At 39.5% G+C, this 19,117-nt stretch carries 14 protein-coding genes; 6 read left to right on the top strand and 8 right to left on the bottom strand.

Annotation, left to right across the window (positions count from 1 at the left end; genetic code table 11):
- Positions 1 to 95 precede the first annotated feature (95 nt).
- Both ND2E_RS16340 and ylqF read right to left on the bottom strand, forming a co-directional pair.
- Entirely contained in the window at positions 96 to 530 is a 435-nt protein-coding gene (locus tag ND2E_RS16340; RefSeq protein WP_033092789.1) for an HIT domain-containing protein, read from the bottom strand.
- Positions 531 to 623: 93 nt separating this feature from the next.
- Complete coding sequence (ylqF, locus tag ND2E_RS16345; RefSeq protein WP_033092788.1) at positions 624 to 1,556, bottom strand: ribosome biogenesis GTPase YlqF; 933 nt, start codon at positions 1,554 to 1,556, stop codon at positions 624 to 626.
- 571 nt (positions 1,557 to 2,127) lie between these two features.
- On the opposite strand from ylqF, the gene ND2E_RS16350 reads away from it, so the two are divergent.
- From ND2E_RS16350 to ND2E_RS16370, 5 genes are all read left to right on the top strand, one after another.
- Positions 2,128 to 3,474, top strand: coding sequence for a DUF3422 family protein (locus tag ND2E_RS16350; protein ID WP_052056267.1), 1,347 nt, complete (start codon positions 2,128 to 2,130; stop codon positions 3,472 to 3,474).
- A gap of 288 nt (positions 3,475 to 3,762) precedes the next feature.
- Complete coding sequence (locus tag ND2E_RS16355; protein ID WP_033092787.1) at positions 3,763 to 4,581, top strand: ribonuclease H family protein; 819 nt, start codon at positions 3,763 to 3,765, stop codon at positions 4,579 to 4,581.
- A 68-nt stretch (positions 4,582 to 4,649) separates the two neighbouring features.
- On the top strand, positions 4,650 to 5,918 hold the full coding sequence (locus ND2E_RS16360; protein ID WP_052056266.1) for an MFS transporter: 1,269 nt from the start codon (positions 4,650 to 4,652) through the stop codon (positions 5,916 to 5,918).
- A gap of 77 nt (positions 5,919 to 5,995) precedes the next feature.
- Positions 5,996 to 6,232 (top strand): hypothetical protein, encoded by a 237-nt coding sequence (locus tag ND2E_RS16365; RefSeq protein ID WP_033092786.1) that lies wholly within the window; start codon positions 5,996 to 5,998, stop codon positions 6,230 to 6,232.
- A gap of 55 nt (positions 6,233 to 6,287) precedes the next feature.
- Positions 6,288 to 6,497, top strand: coding sequence for a hypothetical protein (locus ND2E_RS16370; protein ID WP_033092785.1), 210 nt, complete (start codon positions 6,288 to 6,290; stop codon positions 6,495 to 6,497).
- A gap of 40 nt (positions 6,498 to 6,537) precedes the next feature.
- On the opposite strand, the gene ND2E_RS16375 is transcribed toward ND2E_RS16370, so the two are convergent.
- From ND2E_RS16375 to ND2E_RS16390, 4 genes are all read right to left on the bottom strand, one after another.
- Entirely contained in the window at positions 6,538 to 6,882 is a 345-nt protein-coding gene (locus ND2E_RS16375) for a YajD family HNH nuclease (protein WP_033092784.1), read from the bottom strand.
- Positions 6,883 to 6,995: 113 nt separating this feature from the next.
- Positions 6,996 to 7,373: an acyl-CoA thioesterase gene (locus ND2E_RS16380; RefSeq protein ID WP_033092783.1), complete on the bottom strand. Its 378-nt coding sequence runs from the start codon at positions 7,371 to 7,373 to the stop codon at positions 6,996 to 6,998.
- 264 nt (positions 7,374 to 7,637) lie between these two features.
- On the bottom strand, positions 7,638 to 11,927 hold the full coding sequence (locus ND2E_RS16385) for an alpha-1,6-glucosidase domain-containing protein (RefSeq protein WP_033092782.1): 4,290 nt from the start codon (positions 11,925 to 11,927) through the stop codon (positions 7,638 to 7,640).
- A gap of 187 nt (positions 11,928 to 12,114) precedes the next feature.
- A complete protein-coding gene (locus ND2E_RS16390; RefSeq protein WP_033092781.1) occupies positions 12,115 to 15,138 on the bottom strand; it encodes a TonB-dependent receptor in 3,024 nt (1,007 codons plus the stop codon).
- A 423-nt stretch (positions 15,139 to 15,561) separates the two neighbouring features.
- On the opposite strand from ND2E_RS16390, the gene ND2E_RS16395 reads away from it, so the two are divergent.
- Positions 15,562 to 16,323 carry a nuclear transport factor 2 family protein gene (locus tag ND2E_RS16395; protein ID WP_033092780.1) on the top strand — a complete coding sequence of 254 codons (762 nt, stop codon included), beginning with the start codon at positions 15,562 to 15,564 and terminating at the stop codon, positions 16,321 to 16,323.
- Positions 16,324 to 16,362: 39 nt separating this feature from the next.
- Here ND2E_RS16395 and ND2E_RS16400 read toward each other — a convergent pair whose 3' ends face one another.
- Complete coding sequence (locus tag ND2E_RS16400) at positions 16,363 to 18,534, bottom strand: 3'-5' exonuclease (RefSeq protein ID WP_033092779.1); 2,172 nt, start codon at positions 18,532 to 18,534, stop codon at positions 16,363 to 16,365.
- Positions 18,531 to 18,902: a response regulator transcription factor gene (locus ND2E_RS16405; protein ID WP_033092778.1), complete on the bottom strand. Its 372-nt coding sequence runs from the start codon at positions 18,900 to 18,902 to the stop codon at positions 18,531 to 18,533. The genes ND2E_RS16400 and ND2E_RS16405 overlap by 4 nt, the downstream gene beginning before the upstream one ends.
- Positions 18,903 to 19,117 lie beyond the last annotated feature (215 nt).

Here is a 19,117-nt window from a genome sequence, read left to right as displayed (position 1 = left end):
TATAAAAAAGCCCCAATAAGCAATTAGCATATTGAGGCTTTTTATTTCAATTTGAGAATATCAATCGGATTAAATTATCAATTATCAATTATCAATTATTTATCAGAGAAAATAACCGCCAATTGCGGTAATAGCTTTTCTTTAAGCATCGCTATTTCATTTTCAGAGTATGGCGTTAAAGCTTGTTGCCCCCAAATTGGTTTTGGCCATTGTGCATCATCTTTAAAGCGCACAACATGATGAACATGTAGTTGCTCAACGACATTACCTAGGGCTGCTACATTCATTTTGTCACCCGCAAAAACTTGCATCAATAACTCACTCAATAAGCTCGACTCATTAAGCAATTGTTGCTGTTGTTGCCAGTCTAACTGGTATATCTCACTAACATCGGCAACTTTAGGCACCAAAATAAACCAAGGGTAAGCACTATCATTACAGAGCAGTAATTTACACAAAGGAAAATCAGCCAATTCAATACCGTCTATTGCTAATTGAGGGTGTAAAGTAAATGTTGTTGTTTCACTCATTATAAATACCTTGTTATGAACATATATTTTGTAAATTGATTATTGATAATTTACCGTTAAAGAGCAGCCGTTAAAAGCTTGCCATGAAACTAATTAACGTTTGTTTTTACGACCACGACCACGCGCGGTTTTCTTGGCTTCTCTTGCAGCAATACGCTTTTCTTCGATCTCAGCAAAATGTGCATTTTCTTCATCGATTATATCCGGTAACTCAAAGGAAATAGCGCCAAGGGTTTTATCGCGGATCTCATTAATTAAAATAACAGACGCTTTATGTAAATCAACACGACCACCACTTTTAACACAGCTACGCTTGCGACCTATCGCTTCTATCAGGTCTTCTTCATGCTCTGGTAACTCATCAAGCTTGTAACGTTCCATAACACGTTTTGGATACGCTTTAAGTAAATAATCTGCCGCAAAATAAGCAATATCATCATGATCAAAAGCAGTATCTTTCACCGCACCCGAAACAGCTAAGCGATATCCTGAATTTTCATTGGCTATTTTAGGCCATAACATGCCCGGCGTATCGAAAAGATATAGCCCTTCTTCTAAGCGAATACGTTGTTGACCTTTAGTCACTGCCGGTTCATTACCCACTTTAGCTTTTGCTTTACCTACTAAGGTATTGAGTAATGTGGATTTACCAACATTGGGTATTCCCATGATCATGGCATTTATTTGCTTGCCTTCTTCATCTTTATTTGGCACTAATTTGCGAATTAAACCAACAAGGTTTTTTGCGACACTCGGCTGCTCTGTGGTTAAGGCTATCGCTTTTACATTGTGCTGTGACTCTAGATAATCTAACCAAATTTTGGTGCTGGTGGGATCTGCTAAATCACTTTTATTAAGGATCTTTATTAGTGGCTTATCACCTCTGATCTCAGTGATCATTGGGTTTTCACTACTAAAGGGTAAACGCGCGTCACACACTTCAATGACCACATCGATTTGCGGTAATATTTCTTTTATTTCTTTTTGTGCTTTGTGCATGTGGCCTGGAAACCAGTTGATAGCCATGAAAATCCTAAGGTAACTAATAATAATGGCGTAATTTTAACAAGCTTTTAGCTGATCTGGCTAGCCATACTCATTAATATTGCGAAACGAATACCTTGCCAATTCAAGTCATACTCTTTGAATTTACGAAATTGGCGTCTTAAAGTGCGCTAACACAGTGGTAAATTGACTAGTATCCATTTCACCTAGTGAAAAATACCACAAAATTATTTGCTCATAATGTACTGAGCGAACATAAAAACGCTCAGCTAACTAGGATACTCATAAAGCGAAATAACACCCTAGAATACAATAGAGAAACTTAGACAGCCGTCAGCTTATATCCCTGTATTCATTAGTGAATGAAGTTTATCGCTTCATTATTTTCCTTAATACATTTTGCAGTATTGATGAAGCATCTTGCTTAGATATACCGTTTATTCATCGCCAAAATACCCTTACTTATTGAAAAATGACTTACTATGTCAGTTGGCAGTCATTTTAAAATCCTCCCTAAGAGGGATATAACTAAACGAGTATTATGACTAATATATAGTCAATACAAAACATAAATAGCATCGAGAGTAGTACTTTGTTAAATAAATTAATATCTAATGAATTATCTGAAAATGCAGTGCTACCGCTATCTTCATTGAGTAATCTAGCAATTCACCCGCTACGTGAAAAGCTTTATAACGAATTACATAATAGACCTTTCCATTCAATATCATCGCCGGCTCAACTTACACATATTGCTATCCAGCACCAAGGAGAATTAAAGCAACAAGAACATGAGTTCATTTCACTGCTATGTAATAGGTTTCAAGTAAACTCCCCAGCTAAATCAATGCCATGCTTTTACCAAGATTTTGGTTTATTCAGCCTTAGATGGGAGCGCCATTTAGAGTACTCCACTTATACTTTTATTCACCAGGCACCATTAACTGAGCAACCCTTTGTTAAAAATGCCATTGATTATGTTCCCAGTAACTGGTTTGAGAAAATGCCTGGTCAAGTGATTGCTGCAGTACATTTGGTCATTGAGTCTGAATGTATTGATAAAACGAAAACCCATAAAGTTGGACAGTATTTCGACAACATGTCATTAATTGCCAGTGCTCCGGTACATTCTCAGGCGAAAGTATGGAGTTCATTTAAATTACATGAAGATGGTTTTGGCCGCTTTTTGATATACCAAGAAGACTTATCACCCGCGCAGCTTGGTCGTTTAGCACAACAATTATTGCAACTTGATACCTACCGCTTAATGGCAACATTGGGTTTACCATTAGCACAAGCAATTAACAGCGAGCTGAACCAACTGGACATCCAACTGCAACAAGTGACAACTTACATCGCGCTTGGTACTGAAAAAAGTGATAGAGAGCTATTAACACAAGTCTCTAAAATAGCAGCAAAAGTAGAAGATTATCGTAGCCAGAGTACTTACCGATTCTCTGCAACCAATGCCTATTACGACGTGGCTTTACAGCGGATGGAAGAATTAAAAGAAGAAGAAATCCCCGGTTATATGACTTTGCAAGAATTCTTAATGCGGAGAATCACTCCTGCCGTTAAAACGTGTCAAACTGCATCAAGTCATTTGGAAGATATATCAAAAAGAGTGACCCGTGCCAGTGATTTGTTACGCACACGCGTTGAAATGGTGCTACAAGAGCAAAACCAAACTTTATTAAAATCAATGAACCACCGCGCACACGTTCAAATGCGTTTACAACAAACCGTTGAAGGTTTGTCTGTTGCCGCGATCAGTTATTATGGCATGCAATTATTCGAAACTATGCTGACCTCATTACCAAGTTTAGGTGTTGAATATAATCATGAACTAGTCAGTGGTTTTGCTGTGCCCATTGTTATTGGCATTGTTTTTGTTGGCACGCGCTTAATTCATAAGCGTTTGATGAAAGGATTAAAGTAATTCCGTCTAGTGTTCAATAAAACGTAAAGTAAAACAACCGACAAACTAGTGCGTTCAGCCACTGAAGTTTACTTATCAATTTGGCTATGTTGCAGGCAGAGTCTAGGGTGGTGACTTATTTTGAAGTAATAAAGCTCCATTCATGCGCGCCAGCAAATAATCAACGACAAATAGATAACACAGACAGGTTTAATCCACTTTCTTCCTATTTTTTAGTAGCTAAGCATTAACTTATTGCTGATAATGCTAATCATTAAGTATTTTCAAAAAAGAGTTAACTATTACGTTATGAGTAAAAAATTCTATGTGATCTGGAAAGGCGCTAAAACCGGTATATTTACCACCTGGCCAGAAGTTCAACAACATACTGCGGGTCGCTCCGATGCCCAGTTCATGGGCTTTGAATCAAAAAGCGCTGCCGAACAAGCTTTCGCAACAACTTACACCAAAGCCTTAATGCAACGCTCTTTAAGTAAGAAAGGCTCCACACGTTCTGCGCCTACCTCTACGCGCTCAGCAACAAGTAAAAAAACAAGTAAGAGTACTAGCACTAACGCTACAGCGATTAGCCCAAATGGCCCAAGTGATATTGAAATATATTGCGATGGTGCTTGCTCTCCTAATCCAGGTAAATCGGGCACAGGCTTGGCAGTTTACGAGTCGGGCAAGGTCACTTCTTTATATTACGGTTTGTACCTGCCCAATGGCACCAATAATACTGCCGAGTTAAGCGGCATGCTTTCTGCTTTTCAAATTGCACAACACTTTATCGATAAAGACAGTGAGCAGAGTATTTGCATATTATCTGACTCTAAATATTCTATCGACTCAATAACAAAATGGGCAAAAGGTTGGCAAGCAAAGGGATGGACCCGCGGTAAAGGTGAGGAAATTAAAAATCTAGCATTAGTCCAACAATGTTATGCACTCTACAAAACCATGCACAGCAAAATCACTATCCGCCATGTTAAAGGTCACGCGAATATAGAGGGCAATGAGCTGGCAGATAGAATGGCAGTACTTGCAAGAAAGCAGCAGCAAGTTAATATGATCCGCTATAACGAAACGATCAACATAAAAGCCATTCTAGCTATGGAATCTGGTTAAAGCGGTCGCCGCACTAACCTTGCTACACCTAGCTGAGTTGACATGATCCTAATTAAATAGACGAGAATATGCTTACGAATATCCTAATTACTATTACGTTATTATTAATAACAGCCTTTATTCTCTCTCGAATTTTTATCTTACCGAGAAACATCTGGTTATTATTTATCGCTCAGCCTTTAGTGATGTCTGCATCGCCTATTATTGTTTTTATTGGCGGTATTTTATCCAGTAAAATGGCCAATGATCCTTCGCTAGCCACCTTGCCTATAACCTTAATGATTTTGGGTGTTGCTGCAGGCTCTATTCCTGCTGCTATGTTGGCTAAAAATAAAGGCCGAAAGTTTGCCGTTTACACAGGCTTAAGCTGCTCTTTAATTGCGGTAATTATTGCGTTAATTTCTGCAAAACTGGCACTGTTTTCACTCTTTTGTTTTGCCAGCTTATTAATTGGCATAGGTGGAGCCTTCACGCAACAATTGCGCTTTGCTGCGATAGAAAGTAGCTTACATAAAGAAGATGTACCTAAAATATTGTCAATTTTAATGCTAAGTGGTGTCTTTGCTGCATTTCTCGGGCCTGAAGTCGCAGTAGCGGGTAAAGACTGGTTAAACTCTCCTTATGGCTATGTGGGCTCTTTTCTCTTTTTAGCAGCATTAATCCTCTGTGCCATGTTTATGATGTTAGCCTTTAAAAATCCTCCGCTAACAAGCAATGAAACCAGTGGAGAGCCAAGAGCATTAAGCGTTATTATTAAACAACCCATCTTTTTAATTGCTGTATGTACCGCAACAATTGGCTTTGCCTTAATGAGTTATTTAATGACAGCAACGCCCATTAGCATGCATCATATGCAAGGCCACAGTTTGCAAGAAACTAAATGGGTCATTCAAAGCCATATTGCCGCCATGTATATTCCATCATTATTTACCCCTTGGTTAGTAAAATATCTGAAATTAAAAGGGCTAATGCTCATCGGCACAGTAATCTATGCAATAGTTGCTCTGATAGCTTTATCTGGTCATGAGGTAATGCATTACTGGTGGGCTCTTATTTTATTGGGAATTGGTTGGAATTTCTTATTCTTAACAGGAACATCTTTATTACCGGAAAGTTATCACGCCAGCGAGCGCCATAACGTTCAGGCAACCAATGACTTTATCTTATTTGGTTTTCAAGCTGCCGGCTCACTATTAGCCGGCTGGGTATTATTTAATGCGGGTTGGCACTGGGTTGTCATAACAAGCCTGCCTTTTATTCTGATACTCTTTTCTGTGGTTGCTTTTTATCATAGGCATCAGAAACAATTAGTCACAAATCATTCTACAAATAATTAAGGCTATAATTTACACCAATGGCATAAAAATAGTATTGTCAAAAAGCTAAATCAATAACAACAAAGAAGGAAGTCAAAATGAGTGGAACAACGATGGTTGTGGTTATTGTCTGTGTCGTCTTCGGGATTTTATATAAAATGTATAACAAACATTTAGAGTTTAAAGCGAAAACGATTAGCCATAACAATAGTACTGACTCACTAAATGAAGAATTGAGAAAAGAAATTGAATCACTCACCGAGCGCGTTCAAGTATTGGAAAAAATCGTCACCGACGAGGGATACCAAGTGCAAAAAGATATCAATAAGTTATAAAATAGCAAAGTAATTATCGGAATCACTTTTCCCTTCAAAACGGAGTAATGATGAAATGAAACTCATAATGAAAACTGAATTTGATAATCTCAGACTCAATCCTCTTCACGAGTATGAAACTGACAGTAATGGTAAGAAGCAAGTCGTTAAAATCTATTGTGGTGAGTTACTTATTGCCAAAAAATTAAAACAGAAAAAGTCCATTCGTTTTTTTGGCATAGCAACTTACCAACAATATCTAACGCAGGAAGAAGCCTTGAAATAGCACAATGCGCATAGTGCGCAATAGATTAGCCCTAACGGTATTACTTCTTTAGCATTGATTTTAAATCGGCAAAGGGATTATAGGTAGCAGTATCTTGGTTGGTATCACCGGCTTTTACCTCGGTTGTGTAACTCGCATGGTCAGTGTATTTTGCATGCTCATTATCGTGACAATAAATACACAATAACTCCCAATTGCTGCCATCATTAGGGTTATTAGTATGATCATGATCCATATGATGTACCGTTAACTCTTTTAAATTTGAATATACAAATTCACGTGCACAACGACCACAAACCCAAGGAAATAATTTTAAAGCTCGGTCACGATATCCTTGCTCTTGTTGTTTATAATGTGCGCTAGTACCAAAGCGATCTGAAGACATAGTAATTTAGGACAGTAAATAAATAATATTGATAGTGTATTGCTAAGCGAGAAGCTTAGCAATAGTCCGATATAATCGATTACTACCGATTAGGGTATTTATACTTTGCAAGTCTACTGATCTAGTGATTCTAGTGTCTTACCGTGTGGTATAGGTAAACGAGTTTCTGCATCAACTTTTACAAAAACAATGTCATCTGCTAAACAAATGGTTTTTTTAGTCGCTTTATTACGTACTAAACAGGTCACTGTGATAGAAGTACGACCAACTTCTTTAGTTTCTAAGCCAAATTCAACAACATCACCTTGCATTGCAGCTGACTCAAAACTAATTGCACCTATATGTTTTGTCACCAAACAGTTGGTCTCTAATTGACAGATAGCATAAATAGCTGCCTCTTCGTCAATCCATTCGAGTGCGCGACCACCAAATAGAGAGTTTGCGTAATTTAAATCGTTTGGCATAACAAGACGACGGGAAAGAAAGCGCATAAAAAACCTTAAAAAATGAACATCAATAATTGTAAGCCTTATTATAGCAATACTTTCTGCTAATTACTGAGCATTAACTCTAATTGATGCCCGGTTATCCTTATTTAACTTTAGCCCCCATTTTTAGTTCATCACTAATAGTAAGTATTGGTATACAGAGTTTTGTATCAATAAAAAAGCTCTCTAACCAGTAGAGAGCTTTTAACTGTGTTAATAATATTAGTGGTAATGCTTTATACCACTAATATTAAGTTACCCTAGCCATTAGTTTTTTTTGCTAATGTTTACCGTTGGAGCTGTCGGATCAGGCCCTGTCACCGTAACAATATAAACACCATCATCGACAATAGTGACACTCAAATTATCTTGCGAGCCTTGTACTAATGTCAATGGAGCATCAAGTGTAACAACACTAGTATCCGCTGGGGCACCTAAATTGAATGTTGACCAATCACCCGAAGCAATTTTAAAACCGTAATCACCAGCAGTGAGGTTTAATTCCACTGAATAACTACTTGCGCCAGCATAACTAAGTTGATCAACTTCACCCCAACTATTCATGTCGCCACGAACAAATACCGCTGTAGCACCAAACATTTCAGCTGAATAAATAGTTAATGTTGCCTCAGCTAAATTAGAAGCGTCGAAAATAAAGGTGTAATCGCCATCAACAGCAAAGTTCATACTGAAGTTATCACTACTGCCTGATAATAATAATTGCTCTTCCCCTTCAGTTATTTCCATATCATCAGCAGGTGCCCCCATATTTACCGTAGACCAATCTGCAGAGGCGACTTTAAAGTTAGGCGTAGAAGCACTCAGAGTAATAGTCGTTTGATACTTACCGTTACCTATATAAATTAATTCGTTATCTTCACTCCAACCATTCATGTCGCCACGAATAAAGACAGGCGTGCCAATAAATGGCTCTTCATTTTTTACCAGTAAAGTAGGAGCGTCAGTATTAGACGCATCAAGAGTAAAGATATAAACGCCGTCAAGTGCAATAGTTATGCTTAAATTATCATTGCTACCAGCTAATAGACTAAAACTTTGATCTTCTAATACTTCACCACCAGAGCTTGGTGCCCCTAAGTTAATGTTTGATGACCAATCAAAATCTGCCACCTTAAAGCCATAAGAACCTGCTGCAAGAGTAACTTTAGCTTGGTAAACACCATCGCCAACATAGCTAAAGGCATCATCAGCACTCCAGTCGTTCATTTCGCCACGAACGTAAGCTAGGGTATCACCATAAGGCACCACATCAGGTGCGCCTGCGGTTGCATAAGCAGAAAGGCCAACATCTTGGGATTCGCCCTGAACTTTCACAAAAACAGCCGTTGTTAGCGCAGGTACGCTAAAGCGGCCTTCGCCTGTACCTTGTTCAAAGCTAGCACTAGCAACAGTGCCATCAACAGAATCGGTTAATAGAGGATGTAATATAAAATCACTTGCTGAAGCAATCGTATGGGTTTGTTCGCTATTAGTACCATTTACCACAACCACTAATGCATCAACATTTGGGTCAAGATCAGTAAGCGTTTCTCCGTCATCGATACTCATCACAATCAAACCTTGCGTTTGGTTTTTACCAATATTATGAAAACCAACGCGGTTAATAATATCTGTCGCTGTGGTTAACCTAAATAATGGACTACTGGTACGAATTGATAAAAATTCATTAAACACATTCGATGCAAATACAATATCCGTCATTGAAACAGTACTTGATGAACTAGACGCTAGCGATACTAGGTCATCGTCATTTCGGCCACCTTTATCTAAAGGCAAACCTTTATTCCAGTTATTTAACTCAAAAGTGAAATCAACTAAGTTATACCAATCACCAGCATCATAAGTATTACGGTCTAATGATTTAGAGCGAAGGAAATCCCCACCCATTTGTAAAAATGGAATGCCTTGCGACAATAATACAATCGATTGAGAAATGTTTTGTGCTCGAACACGTTCGTTATTATTCATTTCAGGGCTTAACTTAACTTGTAAAATATCCCACAAGGTTTCATTATCATGTTTTGACACATAGTTAACAATATCGGCAGGATCTTTTGCATACATACCTGATGCACTACCTTTTACATCTGCCCCTTTGAAGTTTTTCAACACATAATCAGTTAGCGTTCCTGCCATACCAAATTTAACAATATCTTGTTGCTCAAACGGAAAGTCTGAATCACTTTCGTTGTTAAACAAAGTCGCATTTCTAATACCATCACGTATACGATCGTTATAGGTGGCAATTTCAGTACCGGCCATATTTTCTTGATCAGCGCGTTCAAATCCACGTGAATCTTTGTACCAGCCCTCACCATAAAAATGATTGTCAGGGTCAATTGCTTGCACGGCGTCACGTGCAGCTAACATCTGTGCTTTAGAGCCTTGGCTCATAATATCAAAACGGAATCCATCAAATTGGTATTGTTCAGTCCACTGTTTTAATGAGTCGACCATCAATTTGTCCATCATGCGGTGTTCAAGAGCTGTATCACTACAACAGGTACTATTTTGAACAGCGCCAGTCGTGATATCGCGACTGTGATAGTAGCCTGGCACAAATTTATCAAGTACCGAATTGTCCCATAAGCCAGAAGAATTAGTATGGTTATAAACAACATCTAACACCACACGTAAACCAATGTCATGCAAGGATTTTATCATCGCGCGCATTTCTTTGATCCGGCTTACGCCATCTGGATTAGAAGCATAAATCCCATCAGGTACATTAAAATGTTTAGGATCATAACCCCAGTTAAAACTATCAGTATCTCGCATCGCTTCTGTTAGTTTTGCTGCATCATTTGAAAAAGATGAATAACTTTCAAAAACAGCGCGCAATGTTTGATCATCTATATTTTGATAACAAGGCGGTGCTTTGAAATTGACTTTACATAAGGCTAAGACAGTACTATCTAAGTCGATAATTTTGTCTGCATCTTCATCAATCGTCGCGATATCATTAGCAGGCAACATATGAAAATGTGTTAAGCCATTAGCCACTAACTTTTGTAAATGCTGCATAGGTGCAGAGTCAACTTCAGTGAATGCTAAGAACTTTCCTCTATTGTTAACTGAAGTACTTTCATCATGCGCACTAAAGTCACGAATATGCCCTTCGTAAATAACGGCATCTTCGTAGTTTTCAATGGTGGCTACCGGATGACCATCCCAACCTTCAGGTAGTAGGTCTTCATCAGCTAAATTAACGAACTGAGAATATTCACCATTGGTTGATAAACTTAACGAATAGGGATCTGTACTTTCTATTTCTTCAATCGCTTTATTTTGTGGATGGTAAATCGTTAACGCAAAACGATAAAATTGACGATCAAGACTTGCATCCCCCGTATAACTCCAGACACCAGTCATTGAGTCTTCCGTCATATCATGGCTTGAAACCATTTCTTTGGCAGCGTTATAGACATTCAATTTAAGCTGTTGAGCAGTTGGCGACCACACAGAAACATTAACGGCACCATTATCATAAACAACGCCTAACGCGGCTTCATCTGCATCCATCTCACCTTTGGTATAAAGATCGTCCAATACTAAATCAGCTTGTACGTTCGTGGCAGCCACCGCTAGCCCTTCTGCGTTATAACCCACTAAGACCAATTGATTTTTAACGATGGCTTTGGCTTCTTCAATAGACCAATTTCCCGTAAAAGCAGGCCAGTCTGCAACTAGCGGCGCTGCAGCTTTTTGTTCATCGGTTAAATCAATTTCTGATAACTCAACAACGGTTCCGGTAATAGTATCTTCATTAGCCTCATCGGGCCCAATGCCCGCAGTTGCTGAGTGATGCAATTTTACCGAAGTAACCAGATCAAAATTTACATCCCATGTAAAAGTATTGCTATCTATCCAATGCGCTGAAAAATTACTGATTGCCAACGCTTGTTTACCCAAAGTTACCACAGGATATTCAAAAATGGAGGCGACACCTGAAAAGCTAAAATTCATACGTCGGTATGTTTCATCATCTTGCAGCAGAGGCATTTTAAAGTCACCACCACCAAATTCTTTTCCTGCATCGTCAGTGCCTTTGTGAATAATAAAATGACCACATTCATTGTAATCTTCTTTAAGATTTAATAGCCAATACGCACCGTATACAGGATCAACCCCAGTATGCGCTAAGCCATTGTCCCAAGAAGGCGCTAAAGAATCATCAGCGTAAGCATCACATTCCGCACTGTTCCAATTATGCATTTTGTAATCGCTGTATTCACCGTCTGCACGGTTATAAAATAACAACGCCTGATTATCGCCGGCAAAGATCACAGGAGCTGGTGCTTTGGGATCGATACCCACAACACAACTTTCATTTAATGCATCAGGTACGGTTGGCACCGGACATTCAATAGGCTCTGGTGCAACACAACTGCTGCCAGTAGCATCAGAAACCATTGGCACATCACAACTAAGTAGTACTTCACCCGGCTCGGTAGACTCAGAGCCCCCACACGCAACAAGTACCATTGATACAGATGCTAAGACAATAACTCTTAACACCGATTTTTGACTAAACATAACTTTTACTCCAAATGAATAATTGGCTATTTAACACACAAGTTATTGGATTGTTTTTATTTGAAAACTTACTTTCATTCATTGTTAATAACTGCTTATTAATAACTCAACACTAACTGCCGCTATAACGCGTACGCCATGCCTAAAACAAAGGCTTAACGATGACCAGTAAAGGTCGTATCATGCGCTATAACGTGTATGTCATACCTAAAAAGAATTGACGACCAAAGTACTGAATGGTGCCTGTTTGACTTTGTACGCCAAAGTAACTTTTAGTTGGTTCGTCGGTTACGTTGTTCACCTGAAAAACCACACCTAAATTGTCATTAAATTGATATGACGCCTGATAATCGATGACTAATTCGTCATCATAATTAACCGTTTGTGCTTCTACCGCGACTTGCTCTGAGACAAACTCATCTCGATAACGCGCACTAATGCGTGTTTCGAAACCCTCATAGCCCCAGAAAAGTGTGGTTTGCAAAACATTTTCAGATAATCCAGGCAGCGTAATCGGTAAGTCTTGTTGTCCTAATTGTGAAATTTGTTGAATTTCACTTTTGGTGTGTGAGTAACTGGTACTAAGGCCTAGACCAGACCAGAAATCAGGTAAGAATGAAAAAACTTGAGTGTAACTCACTTCGAGTCCTTTTATATAACCACCTTTATCATCATTAAACGCCGTTTCAAAATTGCCATTGCGAATTTCCAATGGCACACCACTTAATGGATCAATGTATTCATCAGGCACAATTAAGCCATTACCAGCAAAGTCATATTCACTAATGGTTTGGGTAACAATACCTGCTGATTCGATGTCTTTATAAAACAACGCAAAAATGAAACTACCATCTGATTCGGTAAAATATCGTTCATAGGAAATATCATACTGGTTGGCATAAAACGGTTTTAAGTGTGGGCTGTTTTTCGCGTTACCACTGATTTCAGCATAAGTACCACTGTCCGTTGTTACTTTGTTAATGTTCACACTACTGTTAGAGGCTAGCCGATCAATATTAGGGCGACTCATAACTTTAGCCGCAGCAAAACGTATTTGATCGTTTGGCGTAATATGAAAATTTAAATTCATTTGAGGCAGGTAATCGGTGTAGGTATTTTCGATAATACCCGGTGCATATTTTTGATTAATCAGACCAGCGTCATCGGTAATAAATTGTGCGCCTAACTCTGCATTCGCTTGCACAATAACATCGCCATTTTCATCAAGGGCATCTTGTCCATAGGCATCTTTTACTGTTTTTTCACCAACATCCTGTAATGAAGTAGACGCTTGCTTAGTTCTGACAATACGCACACCAAAGTTACCAGTGACTGGAATATCACCAATTTCAACATCAATATTTGCCATGATATAAGCGGCAAAGATGTCTTCAAATACTTGACCACTTTCTTTCATGGTCCAAGCTGAATCTTTACCTAATGGATCGCCATTAATTACGCCACTTGCAGAGCCACCCCAAGTTTGAACTGGCTGAGGTATGCCTTGAGGAAACCAAGCATTTAACACCTTATTTTGATCCAGCGCTAAATAACTAGGAAAAGAAGAAAAGTCGCCTTTCCAGTCAACTACTGTCGCCATATCCGCAGTAATATTCAGAGGCTTCTCTTTCGAATTAAAACCACTATCGCTACCAAATTCATATACTGAACGATCGCTGCTGTATTCTCTTTCAGAATAACGAGCACCAAACTCTACAGAGGAAATATAATCAGAATCTAAGGAGTACTGAAAATCAACACGAGCAGCAATAACCTCATCAGAGTTCACATAAGGATAAATACCGTATTTTGTTACCATTACGCGATTTAAATCAGTTAAGGCATCCGCTTGGTTTAAACTAACATCAGGTAAATCCAAGCCATTTAGTAAGTAATTAATTGATACATTATTATCAAACTCAGGCTGCGCGGCATTAGCATCATCAGCAACTAAAGACCAAATCAAACCGTTTCTAAAATCACTCGTAGCTGATGAATAAGATAAATCTACCGCCATATTAAAATTGTCAGTGATTTGCCAATCAGCATTAATACCAAAACTTTGTACTTCATCCGAATCACTATTGTCATCATTAACAATTTCAACACGTGTTGAACTATTAGACGTTCGATTAAAGGTCCCGCCTATGACTGAGTTATCGATAATCGTCGCATTACCAATTGCCGCTTGGCTGCCATCAAATTTTACTCGATAACCACGGGCAAACTCTTCCGAGTCAAATTTCGAATAGAAACTATCAAATTTCAAACTAAAGTTATCAACGGGCTGCCATTCCAGTGTCGCAACAAAGCCGTCTCGGGTTTCTTCCCCGCCTTTGTGTTGTAACTCAAACCCCTCACCGACATATTCTTTAGCTAGGTGAATGCCCTCTTCTTTGCTAGGCCCATTAGTATCATCTGCTAAGCCGTCTACATCTCTTAATTTACTGTAGTTAAGGCCAACAAATTGTGTGGTGGCACTTGGTTGAAATAAACGCGCATAACCCAAAGCAATCCCAACAGTATCATCAGCAAACTTACCTTGGTATGACACACTAAAACGATGACCCGTTGAGGTAGCATCAGGTACATCACTTGCCAAATCGTTATACATTCCACGCGCATTTACATTAAAAGAATGCTTGTCTTCATTTTTCAAAGGACTGGCCGTTTTTAATTCAACCGTACCAGCTACACCGCCTTCTATTAGTGATACTTTAGGGGATTTGAAAACTGAGGCTTGTGATATTAGTTCTGAGGGGTATTGGTCAAACTCAACACTACGCTGACCGCTGGTAGATACTTGCTCACGACCATTTAATGTTGTCGATACAAAACCGCCTGACATACCACGAATATTAATTTCAGCGGCCTGCCCACCTGTTCTTACCGCAGAAATACCGGGCAAACGCGTTAACGCATCAGCCATTGATACATCAGGCAGTGCGCCTAAATCATCCGCAGTGATTTGCTCTGATACGGTATCTGCAAAACGTTTTTGATTGATCGATTTAATAAGTGAACGTCTAAAGCCAGTCACTTCAATCACTTCGATTGCATCAACCTCTTGCTCTTCACTTTTTTTTGCAGCAACGTTTTCTGCTTCGGCTGTGGCTTTAACCGCTTCTTGAGCATAAAGCCCGCCAGAAGACACCATAAAACCACAGGAAAGTAAGGCTATATAAAGCTGACTCGGTTTAAATTTACGCATATTTTTTCCCTCATATTCATCCTTGAAATATTATTATTATCAGTTCTCTAACTAACTTAGTTTTTATAATTTCAATTTAATATAAGGGGCGAACTTTTCTATGGATATGTTTTGCATACGTATTCAATAATGCACAAATAATAATAAAAATGCATAAACATAAGTTAAAAACATAACAGCTATATGGTCAATAATAAGCCGATAGCCCATTACCATTGATGCTTAAGATATATTCATAACATTAAGAAGTTAGACTAAAAATCAGGCAAAGTGTAACAATTGATTACATTTGAATACGTATGCAAAAATACCGCTATACAACTTTCTATGAGCGTTTTGAGAATTAATTGCACAAATTAAAAGTCTATTTACGATTATTTATAACTATCATTAAGTACATATAGCCATTATTGAGAACGACTAATGTTGTCCAACAAAGAGAAAGTTAGCAAGTTACTTAAAGGTATCGAAACGGGTGATCCAAACGCTGCATTGGTTGTAAATGAAAATAAGTACATCCAGCATAACCCACATACACGAGAAGGAAATATAGGTTTAGCAGAGCTCTTTAAGCAAATAGCGAAAACAGGCCCACAAGTGAATATGATTAGGGTATTTGAAGATAAAGATTTTGTTTTTGCCCATATGGAATATAACTTTAGTACTTTAAAAGTAGCATTTGAAGTATTCCGCTTTGAGGATGGTTTTGCCGTTGAGCATTGGGATAACATGCAACCGATGCAACAAATCAATGCCTCTGGTCGAAGCATGTTGGATGGCTCTGTCGATGTTAAAGAACATCATCTCACAGAGTTTAATCGGGAAAGAGTTTTGTGCTTTGTTACCGACATTTTAAAGGCGCGAAAACTAGAATTATTAACAGATTACGTTTGTCATGAGAACTTAATTCAACACAGCCCATTATTTGCGGATGGCATTGCTGCTCTTCGCTTAGCTTTAAGTAATAAATCGAAGAAAGACTACACAATCACTTATGCTAAAGTTCATCGTATATTGGCGGAAGGAAACTTTGTATTGAGCGTAAGTGAGGGGCAATTTGATGGCCAGCACAGTTCATTTTATGATTTATTTCGTTTAGCAAAGGGCAAAATTGTTGAGCATTGGGATACTATTGAAGCTATACCTCCACGCAATGAGTGGAAAAATCAAAATGGGAAGTTTTAAAGCTTATAGTTGACGCGATACTTTCAACGTCGATGGGTTTTAGTATTTCAGACGAGCATAATAGGTGTTTTGCGCGGCAGCACGTGCCTGTCCCATGGTCTGTATACCTTGCTCATCCAACAGATGAATCAGGTGCAAGAATACTTGTGCTGTTGCCATTGCATCGCCCAAGGCCGTGTGGCGACCATGAATATTAATATTAAAACGTTCAGCAATAGCATCTAGCCCATGCGATTCCTGATTGGGATGGACGACTGCAGAAAGTAGCAGGGTATCTAGTACAGGTTGATCAAATACTACCCCTGTCTCTGTTTCCTTAACCTGCAGGCAGCGCATGTCGAATGCGGCATTATGTGCTACCAGCACTGTATCACCCACAAACGCATGAAAGGCCGGTAATACTTCTGCAATAACGGGCTGTCCTTGCACCATTTCTGGCTGAATGCCGTGAATCGGTATGCTTGCTGCGGGTATAGTGCGCTTGGGATCTACCAATTGATCAAAACGTTCTTGCTGTAACAGCTTGCCGTTGACAATACGTATGGCTCCGACCTGAATAATTTCATCACCATCAGCAGGATTCAGTCCAGTCGTTTCCGTATCAAAGACGGTATAGGAGAGTTCGCTAAGCTTGCAATCTTCCAGTGAGCGCGCATGTTCCGAGGCTTGAAACAGGTCAAAATCGTAAAATTCTGGGCGGCTTTTTTCATTCACCAAAGCTGATAGCTGCTGATACTCTTGTGGTTTAGCTAGTGGTAAAAGGAAACGGAATAATGCCTGATGCCCGTCAGTTTCATGTTCAAACCAGAAGGCACCATCATGGCGTTCAACGACATCCTGAATTGTTAACGAACTCATTTCACCACCTAGCCGAATGGAATCTTTTTCGCAATGTAACCTGATATCCTTTTCATTATTTTTTGGTGTCCAACAAAGGTCAAGCTGACCATGATTTTCGATGATGCCAAGACGAACTTGCACCATGTTAACGTGACATTGTTGATATATAAGCTCGGCCAGATAGGTGATGGCTTCCAGTAAGGTAAAGCTTTCCACTTTCAGCCAAATGGAAGTATCAACACTGGATTTGGTAGCGGTAACCTCCTCCCGTGCATTAATACGGTTTATTACTGCCTCAACTAAGTCAGCTCCTTGCATATCTTCGAGGGACCAGTGAGACATGAAGCCATTTACTGTGGTTGATTTTAATTCATGGATACGTTCCCCAAGTCCCTGTGTTTCTTCACGCAAAACTCTCAGCAAACTTGCTTGCATGTCTGCTTGCAGATCTGGGTATTCCAGCACATCTAGAGCTGCCTGCATGTTTGCTATTGCAGCTCGACTACCTTCTGTTAACGTATTTAGTACATGGTCCTGTTGTGAGAGTGCTTCAAATTCATCGGTGATGTTTTCGGTTAAGAGTACAAACCCCGTCATCTGAGCAGACTCCTTCGTTTCATGTTGCACAGCGCGAACCGGAGCCATTTGTACACGTAGTAATTGCCCAGATTGTGTGGTGGTAACAAACTGGGCTGATGGGGATGTTACGTTTCCTTGTAAACGATGTTGAATATTATCCAGTGCATGCGTAAGCAACTTTCGATCGAACAGGCCATAAATTGAGCGCCCAAGACCTAGCAATTCAACCCCAGTAGTAACCTTGGGGGGGTGTGATAATCGTTGAAACTGTCTTCGAGCTCGGTTGTTGTACAGCAGGATACGTCCATCTAAATTACACACCACCACACTTTTACTGAGTTCAGACATCAGTGCGGCTAAACGGTTTTTTTCCAGTTCTGTGTTGTGGGCAGCTTCTTGCACAAGTGCATCCATTTCCTCACGTAATGTTTCGCGCTGTTGCACTAACTGATTGATCAGTTCGGTCAAACTACGGTTTTCAATACTGCCACTGGGTTGAAGTTGCCTTTTTACATCGGTACCAAGTAAAACCTGTGCATCTTCTGCAAGACGAGCAGGAGCAGTCATAAAGTAGGCCACTAACCAACGCAGTGCTATACCAACCGCCCCCAGAGATATTGCCCACATTAAAATTAATAATTCAATGCTTGGTCCCAGCGTAGCAGCCACCGCATCACGACCTGCTCCGTCGAGAGTTGACCATATCAATATGCCTGTTGCGAGCAGCCATAACAGGCAGATAATGCCAATGATGGCCACACCAATGGCGACCCTCCAGTCAAAACGCCTCATGCCTGTTCCAACATATCGCGCACTTTTTGTGCCAGCTCCCTGGTGGAAAATGGTTTGATGATGTAACCATTAACACCCAATGCCAATCCTTTGGCAATATCAGTATCACGTCCTTTAGCTGTCAACATCAGGATAAGGGTATCTTTAAGATCGGGGTTTGCTCGTACTTCTTGACAAACATCAAAGCCCGTTTTTTTAGGCATCATTACATCCAGTAACACCAGATCGGGATGCTCTTTGGAGATGACATCAATTGCTTCCTGACCATCATGTGCCACCATCACTAAGTAACCTTCCCGCTTCATCAGGAATTCCAGAGAAATCAGGATATTTTTCTCATCGTCCGCAATTAAAATAGTTTTACGCATTTTTGGAACTCCTATCATTATGGTATACCCAAACTACTTGAAAATTCAGGGATCAGCTGGAATTATAAATGCCTTTAGCCAAGGCATTGATTGAAGAGAATAGTTATTCTATTGTCGAAATCAATAACGCAGCCTAAAGCGTTTATAAACCAGCCCTACGGGGACGGTTGAGCAAACCATGTTCTTCGTTGACTCCTTTTATCAGGGAATAACCC

The sequence above is a fragment of the Colwellia psychrerythraea genome (assembly GCF_000764225.1).
In the GTDB taxonomy this organism is placed as follows: Bacteria; Pseudomonadota; Gammaproteobacteria; order Enterobacterales; family Alteromonadaceae; genus Colwellia; species Colwellia psychrerythraea_D.
The sequence above is the reverse complement of the archived record's forward strand: the minus strand, read 5'-3'. Positions and strand labels throughout refer to the sequence as shown.

Excerpts from the sequence above, each read along its gene's own strand:
- ND2E_RS16340 (WP_033092789.1), bottom strand. The coding sequence starts at position 530 with ATGAGTGAAACAACAACATTTACTTTACACCCTCAATTAGCAATAGAC.
- ylqF (WP_033092788.1), bottom strand. The coding sequence starts at position 1,556 with ATGGCTATCAACTGGTTTCCAGGCCACATGCACAAAGCACAAAAAGAA.
- ND2E_RS16355 (WP_033092787.1), top strand. The coding sequence starts at position 3,763 with ATGAGTAAAAAATTCTATGTGATCTGGAAAGGCGCTAAAACCGGTATA.
- ND2E_RS16360 (WP_052056266.1), top strand. The coding sequence starts at position 4,650 with ATGCTTACGAATATCCTAATTACTATTACGTTATTATTAATAACAGCC.
- ND2E_RS16365 (WP_033092786.1), top strand. The coding sequence starts at position 5,996 with ATGAGTGGAACAACGATGGTTGTGGTTATTGTCTGTGTCGTCTTCGGG.
- ND2E_RS16370 (WP_033092785.1), top strand. The coding sequence starts at position 6,288 with ATGAAACTCATAATGAAAACTGAATTTGATAATCTCAGACTCAATCCT.
- ND2E_RS16375 (WP_033092784.1), bottom strand. The coding sequence starts at position 6,882 with ATGTCTTCAGATCGCTTTGGTACTAGCGCACATTATAAACAACAAGAG.
- ND2E_RS16380 (WP_033092783.1), bottom strand. The coding sequence starts at position 7,373 with ATGCGCTTTCTTTCCCGTCGTCTTGTTATGCCAAACGATTTAAATTAC.
- ND2E_RS16385 (WP_033092782.1), bottom strand. The coding sequence starts at position 11,927 with ATGTTTAGTCAAAAATCGGTGTTAAGAGTTATTGTCTTAGCATCTGTA.
- ND2E_RS16390 (WP_033092781.1), bottom strand. The coding sequence starts at position 15,138 with ATGCGTAAATTTAAACCGAGTCAGCTTTATATAGCCTTACTTTCCTGT.
- ND2E_RS16395 (WP_033092780.1), top strand. The coding sequence starts at position 15,562 with ATGTTGTCCAACAAAGAGAAAGTTAGCAAGTTACTTAAAGGTATCGAA.
- ND2E_RS16400 (WP_033092779.1), bottom strand. The coding sequence starts at position 18,534 with ATGAGGCGTTTTGACTGGAGGGTCGCCATTGGTGTGGCCATCATTGGC.
- ND2E_RS16405 (WP_033092778.1), bottom strand. The coding sequence starts at position 18,902 with ATGCGTAAAACTATTTTAATTGCGGACGATGAGAAAAATATCCTGATT.